This is a genomic window from Adhaeribacter terreus (assembly GCF_042657365.1).
Classification (GTDB): Bacteria; Bacteroidota; Bacteroidia; order Cytophagales; family Hymenobacteraceae; genus Adhaeribacter_A; species Adhaeribacter_A terreus.
In genome coordinates, this window is record NZ_JBHSKT010000009.1 from 1 (window position 1) to 21,343 (window position 21,343).

The 21,343-nt window shown below is 43.6% G+C and carries 18 protein-coding genes and 1 pseudogene; 11 read left to right on the top strand and 8 right to left on the bottom strand.

Annotated features, from left to right (window positions below):
• Positions 1-270: 270 nt before the first annotated feature.
• The 5 genes from ACFPIB_RS14205 to ACFPIB_RS14225 all read left to right on the top strand — a co-directional run bounded on the left by ACFPIB_RS14205 (position 271) and on the right by ACFPIB_RS14225 (position 4,647).
• Positions 271-612 carry a hypothetical protein gene (locus ACFPIB_RS14205; protein WP_378018126.1) on the top strand — a complete coding sequence of 114 codons (342 nt, stop codon included), beginning with the start codon at positions 271-273 and terminating at the stop codon, positions 610-612.
• Positions 613-789: 177 nt separating this feature from the next.
• Positions 790-1,095, top strand: coding sequence for a cell division protein ZapA (locus ACFPIB_RS14210; RefSeq protein WP_378018127.1), 306 nt, complete (start codon positions 790-792; stop codon positions 1,093-1,095).
• A gap of 73 nt (positions 1,096-1,168) precedes the next feature.
• The gene (gene rny, locus ACFPIB_RS14215; protein ID WP_378018128.1) at positions 1,169-2,731 is read left to right on the top strand and encodes a ribonuclease Y; all 1,563 of its coding nucleotides are present in this window, start codon (positions 1,169-1,171) and stop codon (positions 2,729-2,731) included.
• A gap of 116 nt (positions 2,732-2,847) precedes the next feature.
• Positions 2,848-3,750, top strand: coding sequence for a hypothetical protein (locus tag ACFPIB_RS14220; RefSeq protein WP_378018129.1), 903 nt, complete (start codon positions 2,848-2,850; stop codon positions 3,748-3,750).
• Between the two features lie 117 nt (positions 3,751-3,867).
• Entirely contained in the window at positions 3,868-4,647 is a 780-nt protein-coding gene (locus ACFPIB_RS14225; RefSeq protein WP_378018130.1) for a hypothetical protein, read from the top strand.
• 79 nt (positions 4,648-4,726) lie between these two features.
• On the opposite strand, the gene ACFPIB_RS14230 is transcribed toward ACFPIB_RS14225, so the two are convergent.
• Positions 4,727-5,179 (bottom strand): YbhB/YbcL family Raf kinase inhibitor-like protein, encoded by a 453-nt coding sequence (locus ACFPIB_RS14230; RefSeq protein ID WP_378018131.1) that lies wholly within the window; start codon positions 5,177-5,179, stop codon positions 4,727-4,729.
• A 298-nt stretch (positions 5,180-5,477) separates the two neighbouring features.
• On the opposite strand from ACFPIB_RS14230, the gene ACFPIB_RS14235 reads away from it, so the two are divergent.
• The gene (locus ACFPIB_RS14235; RefSeq protein WP_378018132.1) at positions 5,478-5,954 is read left to right on the top strand and encodes a hypothetical protein; all 477 of its coding nucleotides are present in this window, start codon (positions 5,478-5,480) and stop codon (positions 5,952-5,954) included.
• 273 nt (positions 5,955-6,227) lie between these two features.
• Here ACFPIB_RS14235 and sucD read toward each other — a convergent pair whose 3' ends face one another.
• From sucD to ACFPIB_RS14260, 5 genes are all read right to left on the bottom strand, one after another.
• Positions 6,228-7,118, bottom strand: coding sequence for a succinate--CoA ligase subunit alpha (sucD, locus tag ACFPIB_RS14240; RefSeq protein ID WP_378018133.1), 891 nt, complete (start codon positions 7,116-7,118; stop codon positions 6,228-6,230).
• A 335-nt stretch (positions 7,119-7,453) separates the two neighbouring features.
• Positions 7,454-9,091 (bottom strand): T9SS type A sorting domain-containing protein, encoded by a 1,638-nt coding sequence (locus tag ACFPIB_RS14245; protein ID WP_378018134.1) that lies wholly within the window; start codon positions 9,089-9,091, stop codon positions 7,454-7,456.
• Between the two features lie 347 nt (positions 9,092-9,438).
• The gene (locus ACFPIB_RS14250; protein WP_378018135.1) at positions 9,439-10,680 is read right to left on the bottom strand and encodes a T9SS type A sorting domain-containing protein; all 1,242 of its coding nucleotides are present in this window, start codon (positions 10,678-10,680) and stop codon (positions 9,439-9,441) included.
• The gene (locus ACFPIB_RS14255; protein WP_378018136.1) at positions 10,661-12,193 is read right to left on the bottom strand and encodes an NHL repeat-containing protein; all 1,533 of its coding nucleotides are present in this window, start codon (positions 12,191-12,193) and stop codon (positions 10,661-10,663) included. Before ACFPIB_RS14255 ends, ACFPIB_RS14250 begins: the two co-directional genes overlap by 20 nt.
• Positions 12,194-12,362: 169 nt before the next feature.
• Positions 12,363-15,074, bottom strand: a complete 2,712-nt coding sequence (locus tag ACFPIB_RS14260; RefSeq protein ID WP_378018137.1) for a T9SS type A sorting domain-containing protein — start codon at positions 15,072-15,074, stop codon at positions 12,363-12,365.
• Between the two features lie 271 nt (positions 15,075-15,345).
• Between ACFPIB_RS14260 and ACFPIB_RS14265 the strand changes: the two are divergent.
• Positions 15,346-16,323 (top strand): annotated as a pseudogene (locus tag ACFPIB_RS14265) (PLP-dependent cysteine synthase family protein); the annotation flags it as partial.
• A 255-nt stretch (positions 16,324-16,578) separates the two neighbouring features.
• Positions 16,579-17,208 carry a hypothetical protein gene (locus ACFPIB_RS14270; protein ID WP_378018138.1) on the top strand — a complete coding sequence of 210 codons (630 nt, stop codon included), beginning with the start codon at positions 16,579-16,581 and terminating at the stop codon, positions 17,206-17,208.
• 91 nt (positions 17,209-17,299) lie between these two features.
• Here the strand turns inward: ACFPIB_RS14270 and ACFPIB_RS14275 are convergent, their stop codons facing one another.
• Both ACFPIB_RS14275 and ade read right to left on the bottom strand, forming a co-directional pair.
• Complete coding sequence (locus tag ACFPIB_RS14275) at positions 17,300-17,800, bottom strand: hypothetical protein (protein ID WP_378018139.1); 501 nt, start codon at positions 17,798-17,800, stop codon at positions 17,300-17,302.
• Complete coding sequence (gene ade, locus ACFPIB_RS14280; protein ID WP_378018140.1) at positions 17,797-19,440, bottom strand: adenine deaminase; 1,644 nt, start codon at positions 19,438-19,440, stop codon at positions 17,797-17,799. The genes ACFPIB_RS14275 and ade overlap by 4 nt, the downstream gene beginning before the upstream one ends.
• A gap of 82 nt (positions 19,441-19,522) precedes the next feature.
• Here ade and ACFPIB_RS14285 point away from each other — a divergent pair, with 82 nt between their 5' ends.
• Genes ACFPIB_RS14285 through ACFPIB_RS14295 form a run of 3 tightly spaced genes read left to right on the top strand, consistent with a single transcriptional unit; the run spans position 19,523 to position 21,292 of the window.
• Positions 19,523-19,663, top strand: a complete 141-nt coding sequence (locus tag ACFPIB_RS14285; RefSeq protein WP_378018141.1) for a hypothetical protein — start codon at positions 19,523-19,525, stop codon at positions 19,661-19,663.
• A gap of 26 nt (positions 19,664-19,689) precedes the next feature.
• The gene (gene cmk, locus ACFPIB_RS14290; protein WP_378018142.1) at positions 19,690-20,391 is read left to right on the top strand and encodes a (d)CMP kinase; all 702 of its coding nucleotides are present in this window, start codon (positions 19,690-19,692) and stop codon (positions 20,389-20,391) included.
• A 16-nt stretch (positions 20,392-20,407) separates the two neighbouring features.
• Positions 20,408-21,292, top strand: coding sequence for a 4-hydroxy-3-methylbut-2-enyl diphosphate reductase (locus ACFPIB_RS14295; RefSeq protein ID WP_378018143.1), 885 nt, complete (start codon positions 20,408-20,410; stop codon positions 21,290-21,292).
• The last annotated feature ends 51 nt before the right edge of the window (positions 21,293-21,343 follow it).

Genomic DNA, 21,343 nt, shown 5'->3' on the forward strand with positions numbered 1-21,343 from the left:
GCTGCATGCAAGGCGTCTGAATAAAGATTATGAGAAGAACAGAATGAACAGCCAATCGATGGTATATATAGCAATGATCTCAGTAATGCTTAAACGTTGCTAATGGCTTTTAAAACAGTTTCTAAGAAAAGGGGCGAATTTCTAGTTAAAGGGGAAGCTAAAATAACGCACTTTTCAGGAAGAAAATGGCGTTATTATTTGAATAGATCATTCAGCTTGAATTAGGTAATTATTTAACCTGCCCCATAAGTTTCCCCGGCTTCGCTCTGGATGACGAAAGAAAACCAGAATTTCCTATCTTCGCACACCAATATGGAAACCAAAGCCTCTCAATTAGACCAACTGCGGAGCGTCGAAGCGAAAGTTTCGAAGCTGATAGCCCGTTACCAGGGTTTGCAGCGCGAGCTGGGCAATGCGCAGGCCGAAATAAAACGGCTCGAAACCGCGTTAGGAGAGAAGGAACAGGAAATAAAAAATTTTCAAAATCAGGAAAATATTGGTAAAATTGTAAATACAATAGCAGCCGATGCTGCGAATACCACAGAATTAAAGCTGAAAATAAACGAATATATCCGCGAAATAGATAAGTGCATTGCTTATTTAAGAGACTAAGCGGTTGTGAGTTACTTGTGTTTCCCGGCGGGCTTTGCCTGTAAAAAACGGCTTAAAAACGCTATCGTTTTAGCCCCAAAAAGTGCCGGAAAGCTGTAAAAACAAAGAGAAAGGTTTATACATATTTAACACCCGTACCAACAACATTAACCGGAATAAAGAACGAAGGCAAAGGAAATGAATGAGTTATCTATTAAAATAAAAATAGCTGACCGCGATTATCCGATGCGCGTATCGCCGGAAGAAGAAGAAAGATTGCGCGTTGCCGGCAAATTCCTTAACGAACGGCTCAAGCTGTTCCGCGAACAATTCGGCATAACCGATAAGCAGGACCTGCTGGCTATGGTAGCCCTGGAAACTGCCGCCGACCGCCTCAAAACGGTGCAGGCCGTAACGCAAACCGATTCTACTTTTTCCGACAAGCTTACCCGGTTAAACGACACGCTGAATGCTCTTAATTTAGACGAAAAAGCGGACCATTAATAAAGCATTGCCCAGCCCATTCTGAACGGTTTTTGCCCGGTTGCTATAATTTTAACACCCTAAAATTATAGTTATGGAAGTTGTCTATATTATCATTGGCCTCGTCGTCGGTTTAGCAATCGGCTTGTTTGTGGGCCGCTCAATGCTCAAAAAAGTTTTTGCCAAAGAAGAACAGGACGCCCGCGAAAAGGCGAAACTGATCCTGCGCGAAGCCGAAATCAACGCCGAGAACATCAAGAAAGAGCGGATGCTCGAAAGCAAGGAGAAATTTTTGCGCCTGAAAGCCGAATTCGAAGAAGATTCCAACAAGAAGAAAAACCTCATCATTCAGAACGAGCAAAAAGTAAAGCAGCGCGAACAAGCCGTTGCCAAACAGCTCGAGGATTTCAAGAAGAAAGAAAAAGAAACCGATACCCTTAAGGAAACCTTAACTACCCAATTAGAAGGCCTGAAAAAACGCCAGGAACAGGTAGAAAAAGAACACCAGTCCATCGTTAGCCAGCTCGAGAAAATAGCCGGTTTAACTGCTTCCGAAGCCCGCGAGCAAATGGTGGAAGCCCTAAAAAACGAAGCCCAGATCCAGGCTTCCTCTTACATTAAAGATACCGTTGCGAACGCCAAATTAACGGCAGCCAAAGACGCGAAAAAAGTAGTTTTAGAAACCATTCAGCGCACCGCCGCCGAGCACGCCATCGAGAACTGCGTTTCCATTTTCAACATCGAATCCGACGACGTTAAAGGTAAAATTATTGGCCGCGAAGGCCGTAATATCCGCGCCCTGGAAGCTGCCACCGGCGTAGAAATTATTGTTGACGATACCCCGGAAGCTATTATCATTTCCGGTTTCGATCCGGTTCGTCGCGAAATTGCCCGTTTAGCTTTGCACCGCCTGGTAGCCGATGGTCGTATTCACCCGGCCCGCATCGAGGAAGTAGTTGCCAAAACGAAGAAATCTATTGAAGAAGAAATCGTTGAGATTGGGGAACGTACCGTTATCGATCTGGGCATTCACGGCCTGCATCCGGAACTGATCAAAATGGTTGGTCGTATGCGTTTCCGTTCTTCTTATGGCCAAAACTTGTTGCAGCACTCCCGCGAAGTTGCCAACCTTTGCGCCACAATGGCCGCCGAGCTTGGCCTGAACGTGAAACACGCCAAACGCGCCGGCTTACTCCACGATATTGGTAAAGTTACCACCGAAGAACCGGAATTGCCGCACGCCATCATTGGTATGGAGCTGGCCAAGAAATACAAAGAACACCCGGATGTAGTGAACGCCATCGGTGCCCACCACGACGAAATTGAAATGACCGCAATGGTGTCGCCGTTAGTACAGGCTTGCGATGCGATCTCCGGTTCCCGTCCGGGCGCCCGCCGCGAGATTATGGAGTCGTACATCAAGCGTCTGAAAGAACTGGAAGAAACGGCGCTGAGCTTTGAAGGTGTGAACCAGTGCTACGCCATCCAGGCCGGCCGCGAACTTCGCGTAATGGTAGACGCCGACAACGTAACCGACGAACGCGCGCAACAGCTTTCTTTTGATATCAGCCAGAAGATCGAGAAGGAGATGCAGTACCCGGGACAGATCAAGATCACGGTTATCCGCGAAATGCGTTCGGTGAGCTACGCAAAATAGATAGTTCGATTAATTCGATATTCGATTGTTCGACTTATTGGAAAACCCGTAGGCTTTGGCTTACGGGTTTTTTGTTCTGAAAGGATAGCGTTTTATATTTAATAAAATTTTACTTTATGAGGATCCTTCTGCTTCTTGCAATTCTGGCTGGTAGTTTAAATGTAACTGCGCAATCAGATTCTACTTCAATTGCTGGTGCTCCGTTAGCGCCGGATAGCTTACTATTACTTCCTGCAGATACTGTAGAAAAAGTAGTTTGCACCGATACAATAAGGTTGGGAAATATGTATGTGTCCGGAGCTTTAGGTACGCGTGTCAGCTATCATAAAATTTATTCCGGCATTGGAGGGCAAGGTAAAGTAACAACCTGGGGAAGAAATTATGTAATAGGAATTGGTTATAAAACGCTGAATGAAAGGTTTCTTGTAGAAACAGGTTATATGGTCCGGGAATTGCAAACTGCGACGCGTTTCCACTACGTTTACAGCGATCTTGACCTTATTTTTTCTTCAGAAATGAAACAGGTGCCGCTATACCTTAAAACGAGGGTTTTAAATAAAGCTTCCGGAAAAGTGCAACTAAGAATTATTACCGGTCTTAATTTTACCTGGATAGATGAGAAAGATTTTGAATTAACGGGTGGTTATGAAGAAATAGCCAGAGAAGGAAGACTCTTAACTGTTAGAACGAAAAAACCATACTATGCGGAAGAGATTTTTATTATTGACCGAAATACGGGTACCGGGAAAAATAATACCAACTTACATCTCACGGCCGAAATTGGTACGGAAGCTTCCTATAAATTAACGAAACATCTGGAAGCTGGTGCTGCTATTGCCTATCAATATTCACCTGGCCCTTTTGAAAGATTGAATATTGATTTCATCGGCAATGAAAGAATGGACGATTATCATGCGGCTTTTAACAATCCGGCTACAACCTTAAATCTGGCGTTGTTTCTAAGGTACAATTTTGATAAAATTACTTTATTAAAATGCGAAAAAGCTAAAAAGAATTAAAAGGAAAACCCGCAGTTCAAACCTGCGGGTTTTTTGCTTAAAAAGGATAGCGTTTTAAAAATATGTTAGAGTTTCAGGCGTTGTTTTGATAACGTCCCAATCACTAAAAATTCAACTATGAAAAAAAGTTTGTCGCTGGTAGTGCTTTGCCTGTTCGCGGTTTCTGGTTACGCCCAAAGTTCTTTCTATCTTTCTGCCCAGGCCGGTCCAAGTTTCGCTTATTCTAACTCCAATAGTTATTTTAATTATTCTAATAAGAAGCTAACTGCTAATTACGGTATTGGCTTTGGATATGAATTTCCCAACCAGTTGCTGAAAGCGGAAACCGGCGTTTACCGCACGAATATATATTCGATTTTCGGTTTGAATGATCATCAACATAGTTATGGAAACAACCAGGTTTACCTTGTACGCGATTCCTGGCAAATTCCGTTACGCTTCAAATTGAAATTCTGGCAACCAACTGATAAAATTACCTTTCGGGCAATAACCGGAATCGTACTTTCTTTAACGCCGGATGATTATACGTTTAAAGGCGACATTATTAATGTGTCAGAATATAGAGGCGAAACTTCTTTCCAGACCCCAACCAGCGCCGAAAACAATACTTCATTTTTGGTTTATGGTAACCTGAACAGCCAAGGCATAGGCGCAGTAGATAGCAATTGGCTGATAGAATCGGGTTTGGAAATGAGCTACAAATTAACCGAAAAATTAAGCGGTAATGTTGGAATCGTGTATCAGGGAGGTTTGCAAAACAAATACGGCGCGGTTATTTATCCATACTATTACGATACGGAAACCGGGAAAACTTATTTTTCATCAGAAGCAGTCGCATCCTCTCAAGCCAAAGCATTATATCTGAATTTCGGGCTGGCTTATGCGTTAAGAAAGTAACAGCTATTTACACGAAAGAACCGCAGACGAGGATCTGCGGTTCTTTCGTGTAAAAACGGTACCGTTTTAGCTTCCAAAACTACCGGTTATATTTTCCCATCAGTTCTGCCTTCGCCAGCTTAACCGGTTCTATGGCTTTTAATAATTCTTCTTTCGATGTGCTTTCCGGTAAATTTAGTTTCTGGCTTAAAGCATATAAACGGAAGTAATAACGGTGCGTGCCATTCGGTGGACATGGCCCTCCATATTTGTTATCGCCGAAATCATTGCGTCCTTGTATGCCTGGAGCTTCGCCTTCCATAATGGTATGTAAAACCGGCATATCCCAGATGAGCCAGTGCGTAAAAGTGCCGTTTGGCGCATCCGGATCTTCCACAATTAAAGCCAGACTTTGGGTGCCATCAGGAATATTGCCGATTTCCAGCTGCGGACTGATATTTTTGCCATCGCAGGTATATTTTTCAGGAATATGCTGGCCGTCTAAAAATGCAGCGCTCGAAAGAGTTAAGTATGGTTCTACGATCTCGTTCATAGTATTTTGCTGGTTAAATTTTCCATAAAAGCTTTTGCAGTAAACCGTATGTTTTAATTCAGGTTTATGCTCCAAAATGTGGTTTACTTAAAATTGCATGTTTGGTTATTGCCCAACCAATAATATTGTTTTTAGAATGGAATTGCATTTAAACAAGTGTCTAAAAAAGTTTAGCGTTAACATTACTTTTTAGGCAACTTTCGGTACGGTTTTTTCCGTTAGCAAGGCTTGTCCGGTTGAAGCATCGCAGTGCAATTTAAAGTGGCCGGTTTTCGTTGGAATTTAAAGCCTTGCAGCTATGAACAGATTTGTTTACTACCTGAAATTAATAATGCCGAACATCATTTTCCTGGGCGTTTACGTGCTTTTCCTTTCTAACCGTGAGCTTTTTTCTAATGCCACCAATAATTTTACCTGGTTCGGGTACAGTTTTTCGGTGCTTGTTTTGGTAAGTATCAGCGTTTATCTGAACCGAGCCCATCGTATCCGTATTCGTTTCGAAGACAAAGAAGCGTGCCTGGATAAGCTGCGGCGGAAATTTTATCAGAATGGATATGTATTGAAAGGCGGCCGTTCCAATCGGTTGTATTTTAACAAAATGCTCGTACAAAGCAGTTTTTTTACGCCAAAAGTTACCATTTACATCCGCAAAGATCACATACTGGTGGAAGGCCCGAAAGTGAAAGTAGATAACGTTTCTGATTGGTTCGATGAGCAGGATTATTCCGAAGCCATACCTTTTGAACCAGAGTTTGATATGCGTTTAGCCAGTTGAAGTTTTTATATTTTCGAATATTCGTAGCTTGAATTTTCGATTTGAAAAGGGTAGGGGTTTGGGTCTGAAAAGTAATTGATTAGCCTTTGAAAAAAACTAGAGGCTTTTTTGTTTTACTTCTCTCGCTGGCGCTGAAAGCTTACGCCAGTAATCCGGCAAAAAACCGTAGCGCAAGGTTTAAACCCTGCGCTACGGTTTTTTAATCTGCACTATTAAACAAAAAGCCCTGCTGTTTATACAGCAGGGCTTTTTCTATTTCAAAACGATTTTGAATTAAGCGTTAACGGCTTCGCCCTTCAGGGCTTTTACCATTGTTTCGCCAATTTCAGCAGGAGAATCTACTACAAAAATGCCATTTTCACGCATGATGCGCATTTTAGCTTCTGCAGTATCATCAGCGCCACCAATAATTGCACCAGCGTGACCCATTCTGCGGCCTTTTGGAGCAGTCTGGCCAGCAATGAAACCTACAACCGGTTTTTTGTTGCCGGTAGCACGGATGTATTCTGCAGCCATCGCTTCGTAATTACCACCGATCTCACCGATCATTACGATCGCGTCAGTTTCAGGGTCGTTCATCAGCATTTCAACCGCGTTTTTAGTTGGCGTACCAATAATAGGGTCACCACCGATACCGATAGCAGTAGAAATACCTAAACCGGCTTTCACGATCTGGTCAGCAGCTTCGTACGTTAAAGTTCCTGATTTAGAAACGATACCGATGCGGCCTGGTTTGAAAACGAAGCCTGGCATGATACCAACTTTCGCTTCACCTGGCGTAATTACACCTGGGCAGTTTGGTCCGATCAGAGTCAGGTCTTTGCCTTTCAGATACGCTTTTACCGCGATCATATCTTTCACCGGAATACCTTCGGTAATGGTAATGATCACTTTAATGCCTGCATCAGCAGCTTCCAGAATAGCATCGGCCGCAAAAGCTGGTGGCACGAAAATAATAGAAGTATCGGCGCCGGCTTTCTCAACAGCCTCAGCTACCGTGTTAAATACCGGACGATCCAGGTGCATAGAACCGCCTTTACCCGGCGTAACGCCACCAACAACGTTGGTACCATATTCGATCATTTGCTGCGCGTGGAAAGAACCTTCCGAGCCGGTGAAGCCCTGCACAATTACTTTGGAATTCTTATTTACTAATACGCTCATTGGTATTTCGTTAAGTGGTTTTGATGCAAAATTAAAAGCTCCTGCAAAAATAGGCTTTTTTCCGGCCGGTGCAAAATTGCAGTGTTTTTTAGTTTTTCTGCCCGAAAGCATAGCGTTTTTCAGCAAAAAATAGACCGGCTGCTCAATTGGTGAACAGTCGATTCTCTAAAAATGAATTACCCGTTATTTTCTGAACAGACACCAAAGGAATTTCATAAGGTTAGAAGCTGCTATTCAAGCCAAAAACGCTAGAGGTATACGCCGAAAAACTCTGGCAAAAGGGAAGCGATAACTTTCTGAAAACGCATCAAAACTTTGCCTGAATATTTCCGGAATTACTCGATGATGAGTTTCCGAACCAGGTTTCGGTTGCCAGCTTTTAGAGTTAGCAGGTAAATTCCGGGCCGGGCGTTCACTTTCAGTTCTTCTTGCATAAAGCCGTTCGCCTGATTGAGTTCTTTTTGCAGGATTAACCGGCCTGCCAGATCGGTAATTATCAATTGGGTTTTGGCCGATGGTAACACATTGGCAGTTAAGAGAAATTTGCCGGAACTCGGGTTTGGCCTGATCGAAACGGCTTCCGGGGTATTGGGAGCTGAAGTTCCGGATACGGTTCCCGCTAATTTTACGAGCCACATATCGTTTTCGCCGTTGCCAGGGGAAGTTTTTTCGCCGCTCGGGTAGCTTTCCGAATACCCTCCAATCAACAAACTGCCATCTGAAGTCTGAATTAAGTGGCCGCCGAATTCATACAGGTTGCCGCCAATGGTTTTATCCCAGAGCTTGTTGCCGGAATTGTCGGTTTTAACGAGCCAATAATCGTTTCCGCCCCTTACGGCTTCGGTTTTATCGCCGGTAATGCCGGAGCGGGAGTAACCCGAAAAAATGAGCTCACCGGAAGGAAGTTCGGCAATGTCTGTGAGCACGTCTTCGTCGCCGCCGCCATAAGCTTTATCCCAGGTTTTGTTTCCCTGCCCATTTAGTTTCAACACCCACATATCTATATATCCTTTGGTCGGAGAAGTTTTGTCGCCGCCGGTGTTTGAATATGAACTTCCGCCAATTAGATAACCGCCGTCTGAAGTTGGTAAAATGCGTCTCAAGCGTTCTTCCTGTGGACCGCCGTAGGTTTTATCCCAGACCTTGCTGCCGGCCGTGTTAATTTTTACAAGCCAGAAATCGTAGCTGCCTTGGCTGCCCTGCGTTTTATCGCCGGAAACATTTGAACCGGAATAACCGCCCAGAATAAAGCCGCCCGGCGCTGCTTTCAAGGTAGTTAAGTAATCGCCGCTGCTGCCGCCAATAGTTTTGTCCCAGGATTTGTTTCCGTTGGCATCTATTTTCACCAACCAATAATCTGCACTACCTTTAGAAGCCTGGGTTTTGTTAGCCGACATGGGCGAATCTGATTCGCCGGCCAATAAATAACCGCCATCGGAAGTTGGGGCCAAGGCCGCCAATTGGTCCCAACCGCTATCGCCGAAAGACTTGTCCCAAACTTTACTGCCGTTGGCATCGGTTTTTACTACCCAATAATCGTAGCCACCGCCCCGGTACGGCGAAGTTTTATTTCCAGAAACTGGTGAGTTGGAGTAGCCGCCTAAAATATACCCGCCATCGGAAGTCTGATGAACGGCCACGAGCATGTCGTAAGCGCTGCCGCCAAACGTTTTATCCCATATCTTATTCCCGTTGGCGTCGGTTTTAACGATCCAGAAATCGCCATTTCCGAAATGCACCTGGCTTTTATCGCCACCAATTCCCGAAGCAGAATTACCTCCGAGAATAAAACCGCCATCGGAAGTTTGCCCGAAACACGTTAAATTATCGCCGTCGCCGCCACCCAGCGCTTTGTCCCAGGAAATAGCCGGGGTAGTCTGGGCTTTTAAGTCTGAAGGTAGGCCAAAGTACGCCGAAAGAAACATGCCCGCCAGGAGCCATTTCCGGAGCGAAGTAAAGTAGTTGTTTGCCATATTTTCGGGATAAGGTAGTTTTATTTTTATAAAGCAGATCAGGTACTGAAATTCCGCGGGTGCTTTAAGGCTGAAGTTTCAAAGAAAAGCCATCCTTTAAAGCTCAAAATGAAAGCCCAAAGAAACTAAACTACGCGCAATAACACAAACTAAAATTCGATGGAATGGTTTTGGATGTAGTGAAAATAATGGCAATAAATTAAACGCACCGTTCGGCTTTCAATCAGAAATGAGCTAAGTTTATAAAGTTTACTTACAATTCCTGCCGGCCTTTCAGGAATAAAAAAAACCGACTGCTCAATGAAGAACAGCCGGTTTCAAAAACGCTATGGTTTTAGCCCGAAAAACTACTGGATAACTAATCGCTGCGTTTGCATGCCAGTTTCCGTTTCCAGCCTGATGAGATAAACACCTTTAGGAAGTTCGTTCAGTGGCATCTGGTAATGGATCTGATTATTAACCGGCAGGTTTACTTTGGAAAGTGTCTGTCCAAGTAAATTCACCAAAGAAACTGTAGCGGAAGTGTTTTTCTTGAATGCAGCAGCCACCATCACATAATTCTTAGCCGGGTTCGGGTAAAGTTTGAAAGCCTGAATGTTGGTTTTGCGTTCTTTCACGTTCATCGGGTTATTTACTTTGGTTACGGCGTGGTTGGTAATAACCGGCGCGTTGTAGTCGAAGTAAATGGCGGCCTGGTTGGTAATAGAATCGCCTGGAACTAAGCCGGCTTTACTTTTGATCCGGAAACGGATAAAGCCGTGACTGGCCGGTTCGTTGCGGTTACTGTCTGGTAAAAGGATGTTTTCGAAGCGCCATTCCAGCATGTTGCCGTCAGTAATATTGAGTTTGTAATTATGGCTGGCCGAAAGCATTTCAAATTCTGACAGGCTCAGCTGTGACATGATCCGGTCAGTAACTACCACCGTGAAAGCGGTATCAGTTCCGGTATTCTGGAAGCGGATGATATAATCCAGAAATTCTCCATTGGCGCCTTGGTTTAGAGAAAGTGTAGTTTTATCTACCTGTTTGTCATTCGGGTCATAAGAACCTGTTATGGTTGTATTAACTATGCTTGTATTGTCCGACGGATTCATGTCTATTGCTATCGGTTTAATACTTGCAATACTCTGAAGATTGCTACCTAAAACGGCCGTGGCAGGAACTGAAAAATTAAGATCTAAATTACGGATTTCATTAGGTTGCAGATTTAAATAAGACCACGTTAGCTTCCCGGCATTATTCAACAAGGGCATTATAGTAGCAGAATCGAAGTTTAAGCTACTGGCATTATAGGTGAACCGAAGGGAGTCAGATAAAACAGTAGTGCCTAAGTTCTGAAAAGTAAGGCGATATTTGAGCTTAAAACCTGGGCGGGCCGGCGTTAAGGCTGTTGCAGTTACCTTTACATCGTTCATATTCGGTATGGGTTGCAAAGCAAAATCTTTACCCGAAACAGTTTGATTCATACCCATGAAAGAAACAGTATGGCTTACAGGTACTGCAGTATAATAAAGTGGTAGATTGGCCAGGCTTACAGTAGAATTGTTGCCAGGCAAGTAAATTTTATAACTACCATCCTGAGCCGACATAACTATTTACGTTTCCAAGCGAAGTATTTAAAACCAATTGCCGGAAAGGAGTTTCTGCGACATCGTAAATACCGTTTGCATTCGAGTCCACAAATATCTTTCCCTGAACAGCATTGCTGCCGCCGAAATTTATCTTCGTCAGGAAATTGCCCGCCAAAGGGCTTGCATTGAGCGTAGTACTACCAAATTGAAAGCTCCCGCCAAAGGTGCCTTGTAAATAAAAATTGCCTGCTTGATCTCCGGTTAAGGCTGTAGGGTAAACAAAACTAGGTTGAGTTGCATCCATAACGGTATTCACCCAAACAGTATAGCCGGCAGTATCTAGTTGGGAAATAAAAGTGCCTTCAGAAGAAGAAGGTATCGTTAAAGTGGAACCCGAAAACTGTGGAATTCCAGAGAACTGGCCGGTTACTGCAATGTTTTGATCTGCACTGATCGTGATTTTTGGCGTACCAAATATAAAACCTGACCCTGGAGTTAACCAGGTAGCTATAGATTTAGCCCAAACCAGGTTCCCGGAAGCGTTCACTTTTGCCAATAAGCAACTCCCGGTATTCGTATTTAAGGTGGTATTGCCAACCATGATATTCTGGAAAAAATATCCGGTCAGGTATACGTTCTCCGCTTTATCAGTAACCAGATCTACGCCTGTGGCGCCAGGACCAATAACGGTGCTGGTCCATAAAACATTACCGGCGGTATTCAGTTTGGTGATCTTATTGCCCCAGAAAGGTGCTGGAGGAGTCATTAGGGTATAAGCCAGGTAAATATTGCCGGCATCCGTTACATTAATATTGATAGTATGATTAGAACGTGTAGAATCGCCAACGCTGGTTACCCACTGAGATACCCCGGATTCGTTTATTTTAACCAGATAAATCTTTGAGTTATAGGTTGTATGCAGCGAAGTGTTGTTGAAAGTAAATGTGTTGATAAAGTTTCCGGCTATGTACACATTTCCGGAGGTATCTGTTTTTACGGAAGGCTCAAAAAACTCGGTCTGATAATTTCCGGTATTTACATCGGAGCTTTGGGCCCACAGAAATGAGCCAGTCGGGCTGAATTTAACAGCATATACGCCCATTTTATTAGCAGCACTGGCTTTAAATATCTGCCCATCTATATACAAGGAATCACGGAATACACCGCTGATAACTATATTGTGGTTATTATCAATTGCCACCGAAGGTCGAATTGGGGTTTGGCTAATAATTTGTTTGGCCCAAAGTACGTTGCCATTCAGATCGTATAAGGCTAAGTATGCATCTATAGAATCGGATAAGATAAACGTTTGGTTGCCCAGTGTAATATCATCATAAAATAAGCCGGTAGTAGCCAGTAAGTTATTAGTGTTTGCCAGATAATTTCCACCTTGTGGGTAACTATAATTATAATTACCAGGAGTACTAAAAGGAGCACTATTATCTTGCATCTTCGCCCATTGGAAATATTGTGCAAAAGCAGTGAGCGAAGTAAGTCCGATAAAGAAGCATAATAGAAGTAGTTTCTTCATAACGATACAGTTTTAATTAGGAGTGTCTGTTAAAAAGAAGTCGGAAAATAACATCAAACCGTTGCTTCATGTTGTAAATTAATTTCTCCATCAACTGCTGAAATCAAAAAACCGGCTGCTCAATGAAGAACAGCCGGTTTCAAAAACGCTATGGTTTTAGCCCGAAAAACTACTGGATAACTAATCGCTGCGTTTGCATGCCAGTTTCCGTTTCCAGCCTGATGAGATAAACACCTTTAGGAAGTTCGTTTAGTGGCATCTGGTAATGGATCTGATTATTAACCGGCAGGTTTACTTTGGAAAGTGTCTGTCCAAGTAAATTCACCAAAGAAACTGTAGCGGAAGTGTTTTTCTTGAATGCAGCAGCCACCATCACATAATTCTTAGCCGGGTTCGGGTAAAGTTTGAAAGCCTGAATGTTGGTTTTGCGTTCTTTCACGCTCATCGGGTTATTTACTTTGGTTACGGCGTGGTTGGTAATAACCGGCGCGTTGTAGTCGAAGTAAATGGCGGCCTGGTTGGTAATAGAATCGCCTGGAACTAAGCCGGCTTTACTTTTGATCCGGAAACGGATAAAGCCGTGACTGGCCGGTTCGTTGCGGTTACTGTCTGGCAAAAGGATATTCTCGAAACGCCATTCCAGCATGTTGCCGTCAGTAATATTGAGTTTGTAATTATGGCTGGCCGAAAGCATTTCAAATTCTGCCAGGTTCAGCTGTGACATGATCCGGTCAGTAACTACCACCGTGAAAGCGGTATCAGTTCCGGTATTCTGGAAACGGATGGTATAATCCAGAAATTCGCCATTGGCAGCAACCGTAGGGGAAAGCGTGGTTTTATCTACCTGCTTGTCATTCGGGTCGTAAGAACCAATAACTACGTGGTTTAATGTATCAATATTATCGGCCTGAAGAAGATCTATCGCAAACGGTTTTATGCTGGCAGTAGCTTGTAAAGCAGTACCTAAAACGGTAGTGGTTGGCACCGAAAAAGTCACGTCGATGTTGCGGGTTTCGTGCGGTTGCAGGTTCTGGTAATACCAGGCCATTTTACCGTTGCTGTTGCTCACTGTTGGCTCTGAAGCCGACACAAAACTTAACGTGGCGGTATCGTGCGAGAATTTCAGCGTATCGGATAAAACGGTAGTGCCTGCGTTATAAAAAGTGAGGCGGTATTTGGAATGGAAGCCCGGGCGTGCCGGTATAAATGCCGTAACAGTAACTTTCACATCGTTACTGTTCGGAATAGGCTGCAACGCAAAATCTTTTCCGGTCTGGGCCTGGTTTGCTCCGCTGAACGTAACGCTGTGACTGGCCGGAACTGCCGTGTAATAGCGGGGCGGATTCGGAATACTAACGGTATTGGTTCCGGTTGGTAAATACATGTTGTAAGTGCCATCCAGGTTAGAAATGCCGTAAATTGGTCCGGGAGTGCTTTGTAAAACTAACTGGCCAAATGGTTCTTCGGAAGAATCTTTTATACCGTTGCTGTTAGCGTCTAAGAAAACGGTGCCGGAAGCGATATTAGCTTCGTGAGTTATTTTAGCTAAATAGCTCGCATATCCGGTAGTAGTAAGCGTAGTGGCACTGAACTGCGTATTCCCGTTGTAAAAATACCCGGTAATAAAGAGGTTGTTATTATTATCTCCGCTCAGGTCAGTATTGACATTCCCGTAGGCAGCGGTGGTACTGTTTACCCAGATCGGCGTTCCGGCGGTATCAAGTTTTGCTACATACGTATTTTGTAAGTTAGCTGATGAAGTTATGGAAATATTGCCAAATTGAGGGCTTCCGCTGAATGTTCCGGAAATTACTAACTCATTATTATTGGTATAAGCCAATCCTGGCGCGTGGTAAGGTACGCTCATATTGCCAAAATTTATATTTGAAGCAATGGAACGTAGCCATTTCCAGTTGCCGGCAGCATCTATTTTCGCTGCAAATAAATTGGTCTTATTTGGATTGGGAGTTAATGAGGTGCCGCCAACAATAATATTTGTGTCATGATTTCCAATTACGTAGGCATTATCTGAGTTGTCAACTGTTAAGTTTGGGTAGTGGGTGTCATTAGTATTGATTATTGAATTCCAAAGTATGTTACCGGTTGCCCCGATCTTTAATACCATAAAACCATGATTCGGGGCTGCTGCGCTTTGATTCATGGTCAATAAATAAACATTCCCGTTAGAAGTTGCTTTTGCTTTTGTTACATGTTCCTGGGTGTTGACGGGGGTATTTACAGCCCATTGAAGTGCTCCGGAAGCATCGTACTTTACAATAAATGCATCTCTCGATCCATTGGCTGTTAGATTTGTATTGTTAAAAGATAAAGTATTTGAAAAATCTCCGGCCACAAATACATTGCCGTTATCATCAGTTGTAACGGAATTTCCAATAGCAAATGTTTGCCAGTTTCTAATAGAAATATCGGAGCTCTGTGCCCAGAGTAATGTGCCGGTTGGGCTGAATTTCGCTACAAAAGAACCAGATGTATTGGCAGTAGTGCCTTTAAATATCAAACCATCTATATACAGGGAATCCACAAAATATCCGGCAATTATCACGTTTTGATTTGGATCTAAGGTAACAGCTGGTTGCTGCCCGAAACTTGTTCCGTTAATAATATGCTTAGCCCAAAGTACATTACCTGCATGATCATGCACGGCTAAATAATTATCCATTGAGTCAACCGTAGAAAAAGTTTGGTTTCCCAGGGTAATTGTCTGGGAAAAAATTCCTGTTGTTGCAACCAGGCTGTTACCACTGGCAACAGAAGGTCCATGTAAGGTGTTTTCCTGTTTCTTTGCCCATTGAAAATATTGTGCTGAAGCATTTAAAGAAGTTAGCCCGACCAGCAGGCAGAGGAGAAGAATTTTTTTCATAGCCACTATTTTTTAGTTATTAAATGTAGTGTTCATTAAGTAGTCGTAAAAAAAAGCCGAAACGCTGCTTCGTGTTAGAAATTTATTTTTTTCTGAAGCTGAAAAGCTGTCGTTAAGCTTTGCGCACTTTTTCCCCTCTAAACCCTACCGTTTTCAGCTACAAAACCCACATTCTGCCATTCCCGAAAAAACTCCGTAACTTTGCCACAAGCAGAATTGCGCTTATAAAGCCATTTCTAATTTCTAATTCATAATTTCTAATTAAACAGAAATGTATCTAAACCACATAACCGAAGCCATTGGCAACACGCCGCTGGTAAAGCTCAATAAAGTAACCGAAGGCATTAAAGGCACCATCCTGGCCAAAGTAGAATATTTTAACCCGGGCAACTCCGTAAAAGATCGCATGGCGCTCCGCATGATCGAAGATGCCGAGAAAGCAGGTTTGCTGAAACCGGGCGGAACCATTATTGAAGGTACTTCCGGCAACACCGGTATGGGTTTGGCACTGGCGGCCCAGGCAAAAGGCTACAAATGCATTTTCACCTTGCCCGATAAGCAAAGCAAAGAGAAAATGGATATTCTGCGCGCCGTAGGAGCGGAGGTTGTAGTTACCCCAACCAACGTTACGCCCGACGATCCGCGTTCGTATTATTCGGTTGCCAAACAACTGAACAAAGACATTCCGAATTCTTTTTACCCGAACCAATACGATAACCTTTCTAATACCGCCGCGCATTACGAAGGCACCGGTCCGGAAATCTGGCAGCAGACTGAAGGTAAAATTACCATGTTTGCGGCAGGTGTTGGAACCGGTGGTACCATCTGTGGTATTTCTAAGTACCTGAAAGAGCAGAACCCGAAAGTGGAAGTAATTGGTTTGGATACCTACGGCTCCGTTTTCAAAAAATACAAGGAAACCGGTATTTTCGACGAAAACGAGATCTATTCTTACGCTACAGAAGGCATTGGCGAAGATATTTTGCCGAAAAACGTAGATTTCGACCTGATCGATAAATTCATTAAAGTAACCGATAAAGATGCGGCACTCATGACTCGTCGTTTGGCAAAGGAAGAAGGTCTGTTTGTGGGTTGGTCATCTGGCTCTGCAGTATTTGGTGCTTTAGAACATGCCCGCGAGCACATGAAAGAAGACGATATAATGGTAATTATTCTGCCAGACCATGGTACCCGTTATTTAGGCAAAGTTTATAACGACGAGTGGATGAAGAAGCAAGGTTACCTGGATTAGGCATACCCACTTTTAGGTATTTTTTAAAAGGGTTATTGTTTTTTAATAAAAAAAGCCGGACATTAAGAGTTCCGGTTTTTTTTATTTCTTGTTTTTCTGAAAATCGATAAAAATACCTGCTTTGTTAATGTTCTCTTTTATAGGATGTTCGTATAATTAATATTAAATTAATTAGTGGAATATTAAAATATTGAGGTAGACTAACTAATTAACTTATCGGAAGGAAAAACCTCTAAGAAACTTCGTTGTAAGATGCTTGAATATATACAGAACCTTTTTGAGTCAGTTGGATTTATTCCTCACGGGCATTGCTTCTTCTGGCAACCTGCTATCTTGGCAACCAATGTGCTAGGCGATGGCCTTACAGCTCTGGCTTATTTATCTATTTCCCCGGTTTTATTTTTCCTGACAAAAAAACGCAAAGACTTGAATCGTAAAAGTACTTTTGTGTTATTTGCACTCTTCATTTTGCTGTGCGGCATTACCCATTTTATTGATCTTGTTACCATCTGGACGCCAATTTACCGGGTGCAGGGACTTTTAAAAGTGCTTACCGGGCTGGTTTCTATAATGGCAGCTGTTATGCTTTACCGTTCTATGCCGGTTTTAAGACGCTTGCCCAGCAACAAACGTTTAGAAGAAGTAAACATTAAACTGCGTAGCGAAGTGGCGGAACGCGAACGGGCACAAATTGCCTTGCGCGAAGCCAACGAAGCCCTCGAAACCCGGGTACAGCAACGTACAGCCCAGCTCATTAAGACCAACCGCGACCTGGAACGGGAAATTGAGCAGCGCAAAAGAACCGAACAGATCCTGAAAGAAAAGAATCTGGAACTAATGCGCATCAACAACAATTTTAATCAGCAGTCAGCAGTAAGTTAAAGGCCAGAAAAGAGCACCTTTTAAAGCAGGTCACTTTTCTGGCCTTTAACTATAGCGTTTTAATTACTATAGAACGACATCAAAATTCAAGTCAGTTTTTTTTGATATACCATGATATATGTTTATTTCTGGTCTTAAAAGGCTTACTTTTCTTCTTAATTAGCCTACCATTTTTTCCAATCAAATAAAGTCTATCTTCTTTATAATAGACCTTTTCAGGAATTATAAACTGATTTTGTTTAATTCCGCCGTATTCTCTTGTTAATGTAGCATACTGATCAGAATTTATTTTTTCGCCCTTTTCATCAAAAGACAAAACCAAAGAATCAATTATTACTTTTTCTTTATTGACAAAAGTGAGCGTGTCATAAATAAATACTGGTTTTAGATAAATGGTATCGTTATTGAATTCCCAAATACCAGAAGTCCAGCTATATATTAAATCAATTCTTGTTGTATGCTTGAATGTTGAATCAGAATTTAACCTCAATTCATGGCCAAAATGGTCATTGTATTTCCCGGTATAATTTCTTTGTGCTAAAGATTTGTAGGCTAAAACAAGCAAGAGAAAGGCTAAGATCTTAAATCTCATCCTTTCTCAATAGCATCTACAAACCGGAAACTTTCGCCATCGAACAAACCTTTATCGCTCAGTTTCAACGCCGGAATTACCAGCAACGCCATAAAACTCAGGGTCATGAACGGCGAGGCTAGCGTGCTGCCCATCGCTTTGGCCATCGCATCGATCTGCGAATATTGCTGGGCTACTTCGTAACCGTCTTCCGCGCTCATTATGCCGGCTACCGGTAAAGCCAGCAGTTTTTCCGCCGGACCATCTACCGCACAAATCCCGCCTTTGGCTTTTATTATTAAATTCACCGCCCGGCAAATACTGTCATCGTCGCAACCAACGGCTACAATATTATGCGAATCGTGGCCTACGGAAGACGCAACGGCGCCACTTTTTAAACCTATATTTTTGATGAAAGCAACCGCAGGTTCGGCATTCTGGTAGCGGTTCACCACGGTAATTTTCAGTACATCATTTTCGACATCACTAACCGCATTGCCGTTCTCAATTTTGGCGGTTTCAAAAAGCTGGTGCGTAATTAATTGCCCGTCAAACGCTTCTATTACGCGCACTTTTTCGCCTTCAGAAGCTACCATTTTAAACTGTTCCGGCTTTTTCAGATCGGTATCGAAATTGTTCACCAAAGTGCTCGGCGCAAATTCGATGTTAGTTTTACCGTTTTCTGCAACCAGGTTACCATTTATGTAGGTTTGTCTTACTTCGAAATCCTGCAGGTTATTTACTACAATAAAATCCGCCGGATCACCTTCGCGCAGCAAGCCAACTTCCAGTTTGTAATGTTTAACCGGGTTAATGCACGCTGCTTTCAGAACTTTGAATATATCAATTCCTTTGGCCAAAGCGCGTTTCACCAGTTCGTTTATGTGGCTTTCTACCAGATTATCCGGGTGTTTATCGTCGGAGCAGAACATTATCATGTCCGGGTAATCGTTTAGCAGCTCAATTAAGGCTTCAAAATTCTTCGCCGCGCTGCCTTCCCGGATCAGGATCTTCATGCCGTATTTCAGCTTGTCGAGCGCTTCTTCTTTCGTGAAACATTCGTGGTCGGTGGTCATGCCGGCTTCAATGTAAGCTTTAGCCTGTTCGCCGCGCAAACCGGGCGCATGGCCATCTATCTGCTTGCCGAATTTTTGCGCCAGCGTAATTTTCTGCGTGACTACCGGGGCATGGTTCAGCACGCCGGGCCAGTTCATCATTTCGGCCAAGTATTTTATTTCTTCCCGCTGGAAAAGTTCTTCAATGTCTTCGGAAGTGATTTCGGCGCCGGCCGTTTCGAAAGGCGTGGCTGGAACGCAGCTTGGCGCGCCAAAGTAAAATTTGAACGGAACCTGCGCGCCATTTTCCAGCATGTATTCCACGCCTTTCAAACCCAGTACGTTGCCAATTTCGTGCGGATCGGAAACCGTTGCTACGGTGCCGTGCACTACGGCTAAACGGGCAAATTCGCGGGGCACAAGCATAGAACTTTCTACGTGCACGTGCGCATCTATAAAACCGGGCATAATATACTGGCTTTCAGTATTTTCGTCTCTAATAATGCTGGCAATTCTGCCATTTTCTACGTTTACGGTTCCACTGTAAACTTCCTGATTTTCAATATCTACGATCTGGCCGCTCAGGCTGAATGCTCTTCTGTACATAAACGGGTTGCCCGTATTTTACGGGTTGTTTTACGTGAATAAAAAGGTAAATTAGCGTATCTTTGGGGAAAATTCCGCGCTTATGAGGAAGTTATTTTCATTTTTAGTGTTGCTGCTTACCGTAACCTTACTCGTTGGTACGGCCTGCAGCCGTTCGCCCTACAAGAACCGTAAACCGCCCAAAGCCGGAAAACCAATTCCGTGCCCGATGAAAGACTGTTAATTGCTCTCACCCAAATAAATGAACTTATGAAGAAAATAGTTATTGCCATCGACGGACATTCATCCTGCGGCAAAAGCACTACGGCCAAACTTGTAGCAAAGGAACTCGGCTATGGTTATATAGATACGGGTGCCATGTACCGGGCCGTAACGCTCTATTTTCTGAATCATTTTATAGATGTGAACGACGACCATGGTATTAAGTTGGCGCTCGAAAACATCGAAATCTCTTTCAAGCATAATCCGAAGACCGGCCGCAACGAAACGTTCCTGAACGGGCTGAACGTGGAAGATGAGATCCGGAAAATGTACGTTACCGAAAAGGTTAGTGAAGTAAGCGTAATTCCGGCGGTGCGTCACGCTATGGTAAAGGAACAGCAACGTATGGGCCGCAAACGCGGCGTAGTGATGGATGGCCGCGACATTGGCACCACCGTTTTTCCTGATGCGGAAGTGAAGGTTTTCATGACCGCCGATACGTATACCCGCGCCAAACGCCGCCAGCAGGAGTTGTTCGCTAAAAACGAAATGGTGGATCTGGACGATATTATCGAAAACCTGAAAAAGCGCGATCACATAGATTCTAACCGGGCTGAAAGTCCGTTACGCCAGGCGCCCGATGCTGAAATGCTCGATACTTCGTTTATGGCGATAGATGAACAGGTAGATTTCGTGTTGGAAAAAGTGGCTACAAAAGTATTAACGAAAGAATTTTCCGAACAGGAATAGTGTTGTAAGCTTCAGAATGGAAATTGTAATCGATAAAAATTCCGGCTATTGTTTTGGCGTAGAGTTCGCCATACAAATGGCCGAAGACGAAATGCAGGAAGTAGAAGAACTTTACTGCCTCGGCGATATTGTGCACAACAGTATGGAAGTGAAGCGCTTATACGATAAAGGTTTGCGCATTATAGACCATGAGCAACTTAAAGACCTGCACGATTGCAAAGTGCTGATCCGGGCGCACGGTGAACCACCCGAAACCTACCAGATCGCGCTACAAAACAACATTGAACTGATAGATGCTTCGTGCCCGGTGGTGTTGAAACTGCAGAACCGCGTAAAACACGCCTACGATTCTACGGTGCAGCAAAACGGCCAGATCGTGATTTACGGGCAGCAGGGCCACGCCGAAGTAATTGGTATTGCCGGCCAGACCCGAGACGAAGCCATTATTATTACCACTGAAGAAGATCTTGAAAAAATAGATTTCAGCCGGCCGGTTACGCTTTTCAGCCAGACCACCAAGAGCACCAAAGGTTTTTACCACATCAAAAGCCTGATCGAAGAACGGATTCAGGCTGCCCAAGGCTCCATAGAAGAATTCGATGCGAACGACAGTATTTGCCGCCAGGTAAGTAACCGCGAACCGCACTTGTTGAAATTTGCGAAAGAATACGACGTAATTGTGTTTGTAAGCGGCAAAAAAAGCTCCAATGGCAAAGCCCTTTATTCCGTTTGTCAGCGCGAAAATCCGCAAAGCTACTTTGTAGAAAACGAATTGGAGCTGGAAGCCAGCTGGTTTAAAAACGCCAATTCTGTTGGGATATGCGGCGCAACTTCTACGCCCATGTGGCTCATGCAACAGGTTTCTGACCGTATTAAAGAGATCAGTTTGCAGGAAGCTTAAAAAAACTGTAGAGTTTTGAGTTAAAAAAGTCATTGCCGAAAAAAGACCTCA

What these genes read in the sequence shown, in the direction of transcription:
- ACFPIB_RS14205 (WP_378018126.1), top strand. Translation starts at nt 271, where the DNA reads ATGACGAAAGAAAACCAGAATTTCCTATCTTCGCACACCAATATGGAA.
- ACFPIB_RS14275 (WP_378018139.1), bottom strand. Translation starts at nt 17,800, where the DNA reads ATGAGATTTAAGATCTTAGCCTTTCTCTTGCTTGTTTTAGCCTACAAA.
- ACFPIB_RS14260 (WP_378018137.1), bottom strand. Translation starts at nt 15,074, where the DNA reads ATGAAAAAAATTCTTCTCCTCTGCCTGCTGGTCGGGCTAACTTCTTTA.
- ACFPIB_RS14225 (WP_378018130.1), top strand. Translation starts at nt 3,868, where the DNA reads ATGAAAAAAAGTTTGTCGCTGGTAGTGCTTTGCCTGTTCGCGGTTTCT.
- ACFPIB_RS14235 (WP_378018132.1), top strand. Translation starts at nt 5,478, where the DNA reads ATGAACAGATTTGTTTACTACCTGAAATTAATAATGCCGAACATCATT.
- ade (WP_378018140.1), bottom strand. Translation starts at nt 19,440, where the DNA reads ATGTACAGAAGAGCATTCAGCCTGAGCGGCCAGATCGTAGATATTGAA.
- sucD (WP_378018133.1), bottom strand. Translation starts at nt 7,118, where the DNA reads ATGAGCGTATTAGTAAATAAGAATTCCAAAGTAATTGTGCAGGGCTTC.
- ACFPIB_RS14285 (WP_378018141.1), top strand. Translation starts at nt 19,523, where the DNA reads ATGAGGAAGTTATTTTCATTTTTAGTGTTGCTGCTTACCGTAACCTTA.
- ACFPIB_RS14220 (WP_378018129.1), top strand. Translation starts at nt 2,848, where the DNA reads ATGAGGATCCTTCTGCTTCTTGCAATTCTGGCTGGTAGTTTAAATGTA.
- ACFPIB_RS14210 (WP_378018127.1), top strand. Translation starts at nt 790, where the DNA reads ATGAATGAGTTATCTATTAAAATAAAAATAGCTGACCGCGATTATCCG.
- rny (WP_378018128.1), top strand. Translation starts at nt 1,169, where the DNA reads ATGGAAGTTGTCTATATTATCATTGGCCTCGTCGTCGGTTTAGCAATC.
- ACFPIB_RS14270 (WP_378018138.1), top strand. Translation starts at nt 16,579, where the DNA reads ATGCTTGAATATATACAGAACCTTTTTGAGTCAGTTGGATTTATTCCT.
- ACFPIB_RS14255 (WP_378018136.1), bottom strand. Translation starts at nt 12,193, where the DNA reads ATGAAGAAACTACTTCTATTATGCTTCTTTATCGGACTTACTTCGCTC.
- ACFPIB_RS14295 (WP_378018143.1), top strand. Translation starts at nt 20,408, where the DNA reads ATGGAAATTGTAATCGATAAAAATTCCGGCTATTGTTTTGGCGTAGAG.
- ACFPIB_RS14250 (WP_378018135.1), bottom strand. Translation starts at nt 10,680, where the DNA reads ATGTCGGCTCAGGATGGTAGTTATAAAATTTACTTGCCTGGCAACAAT.
- ACFPIB_RS14230 (WP_378018131.1), bottom strand. Translation starts at nt 5,179, where the DNA reads ATGAACGAGATCGTAGAACCATACTTAACTCTTTCGAGCGCTGCATTT.
- cmk (WP_378018142.1), top strand. Translation starts at nt 19,690, where the DNA reads ATGAAGAAAATAGTTATTGCCATCGACGGACATTCATCCTGCGGCAAA.
- ACFPIB_RS14245 (WP_378018134.1), bottom strand. Translation starts at nt 9,091, where the DNA reads ATGGCAAACAACTACTTTACTTCGCTCCGGAAATGGCTCCTGGCGGGC.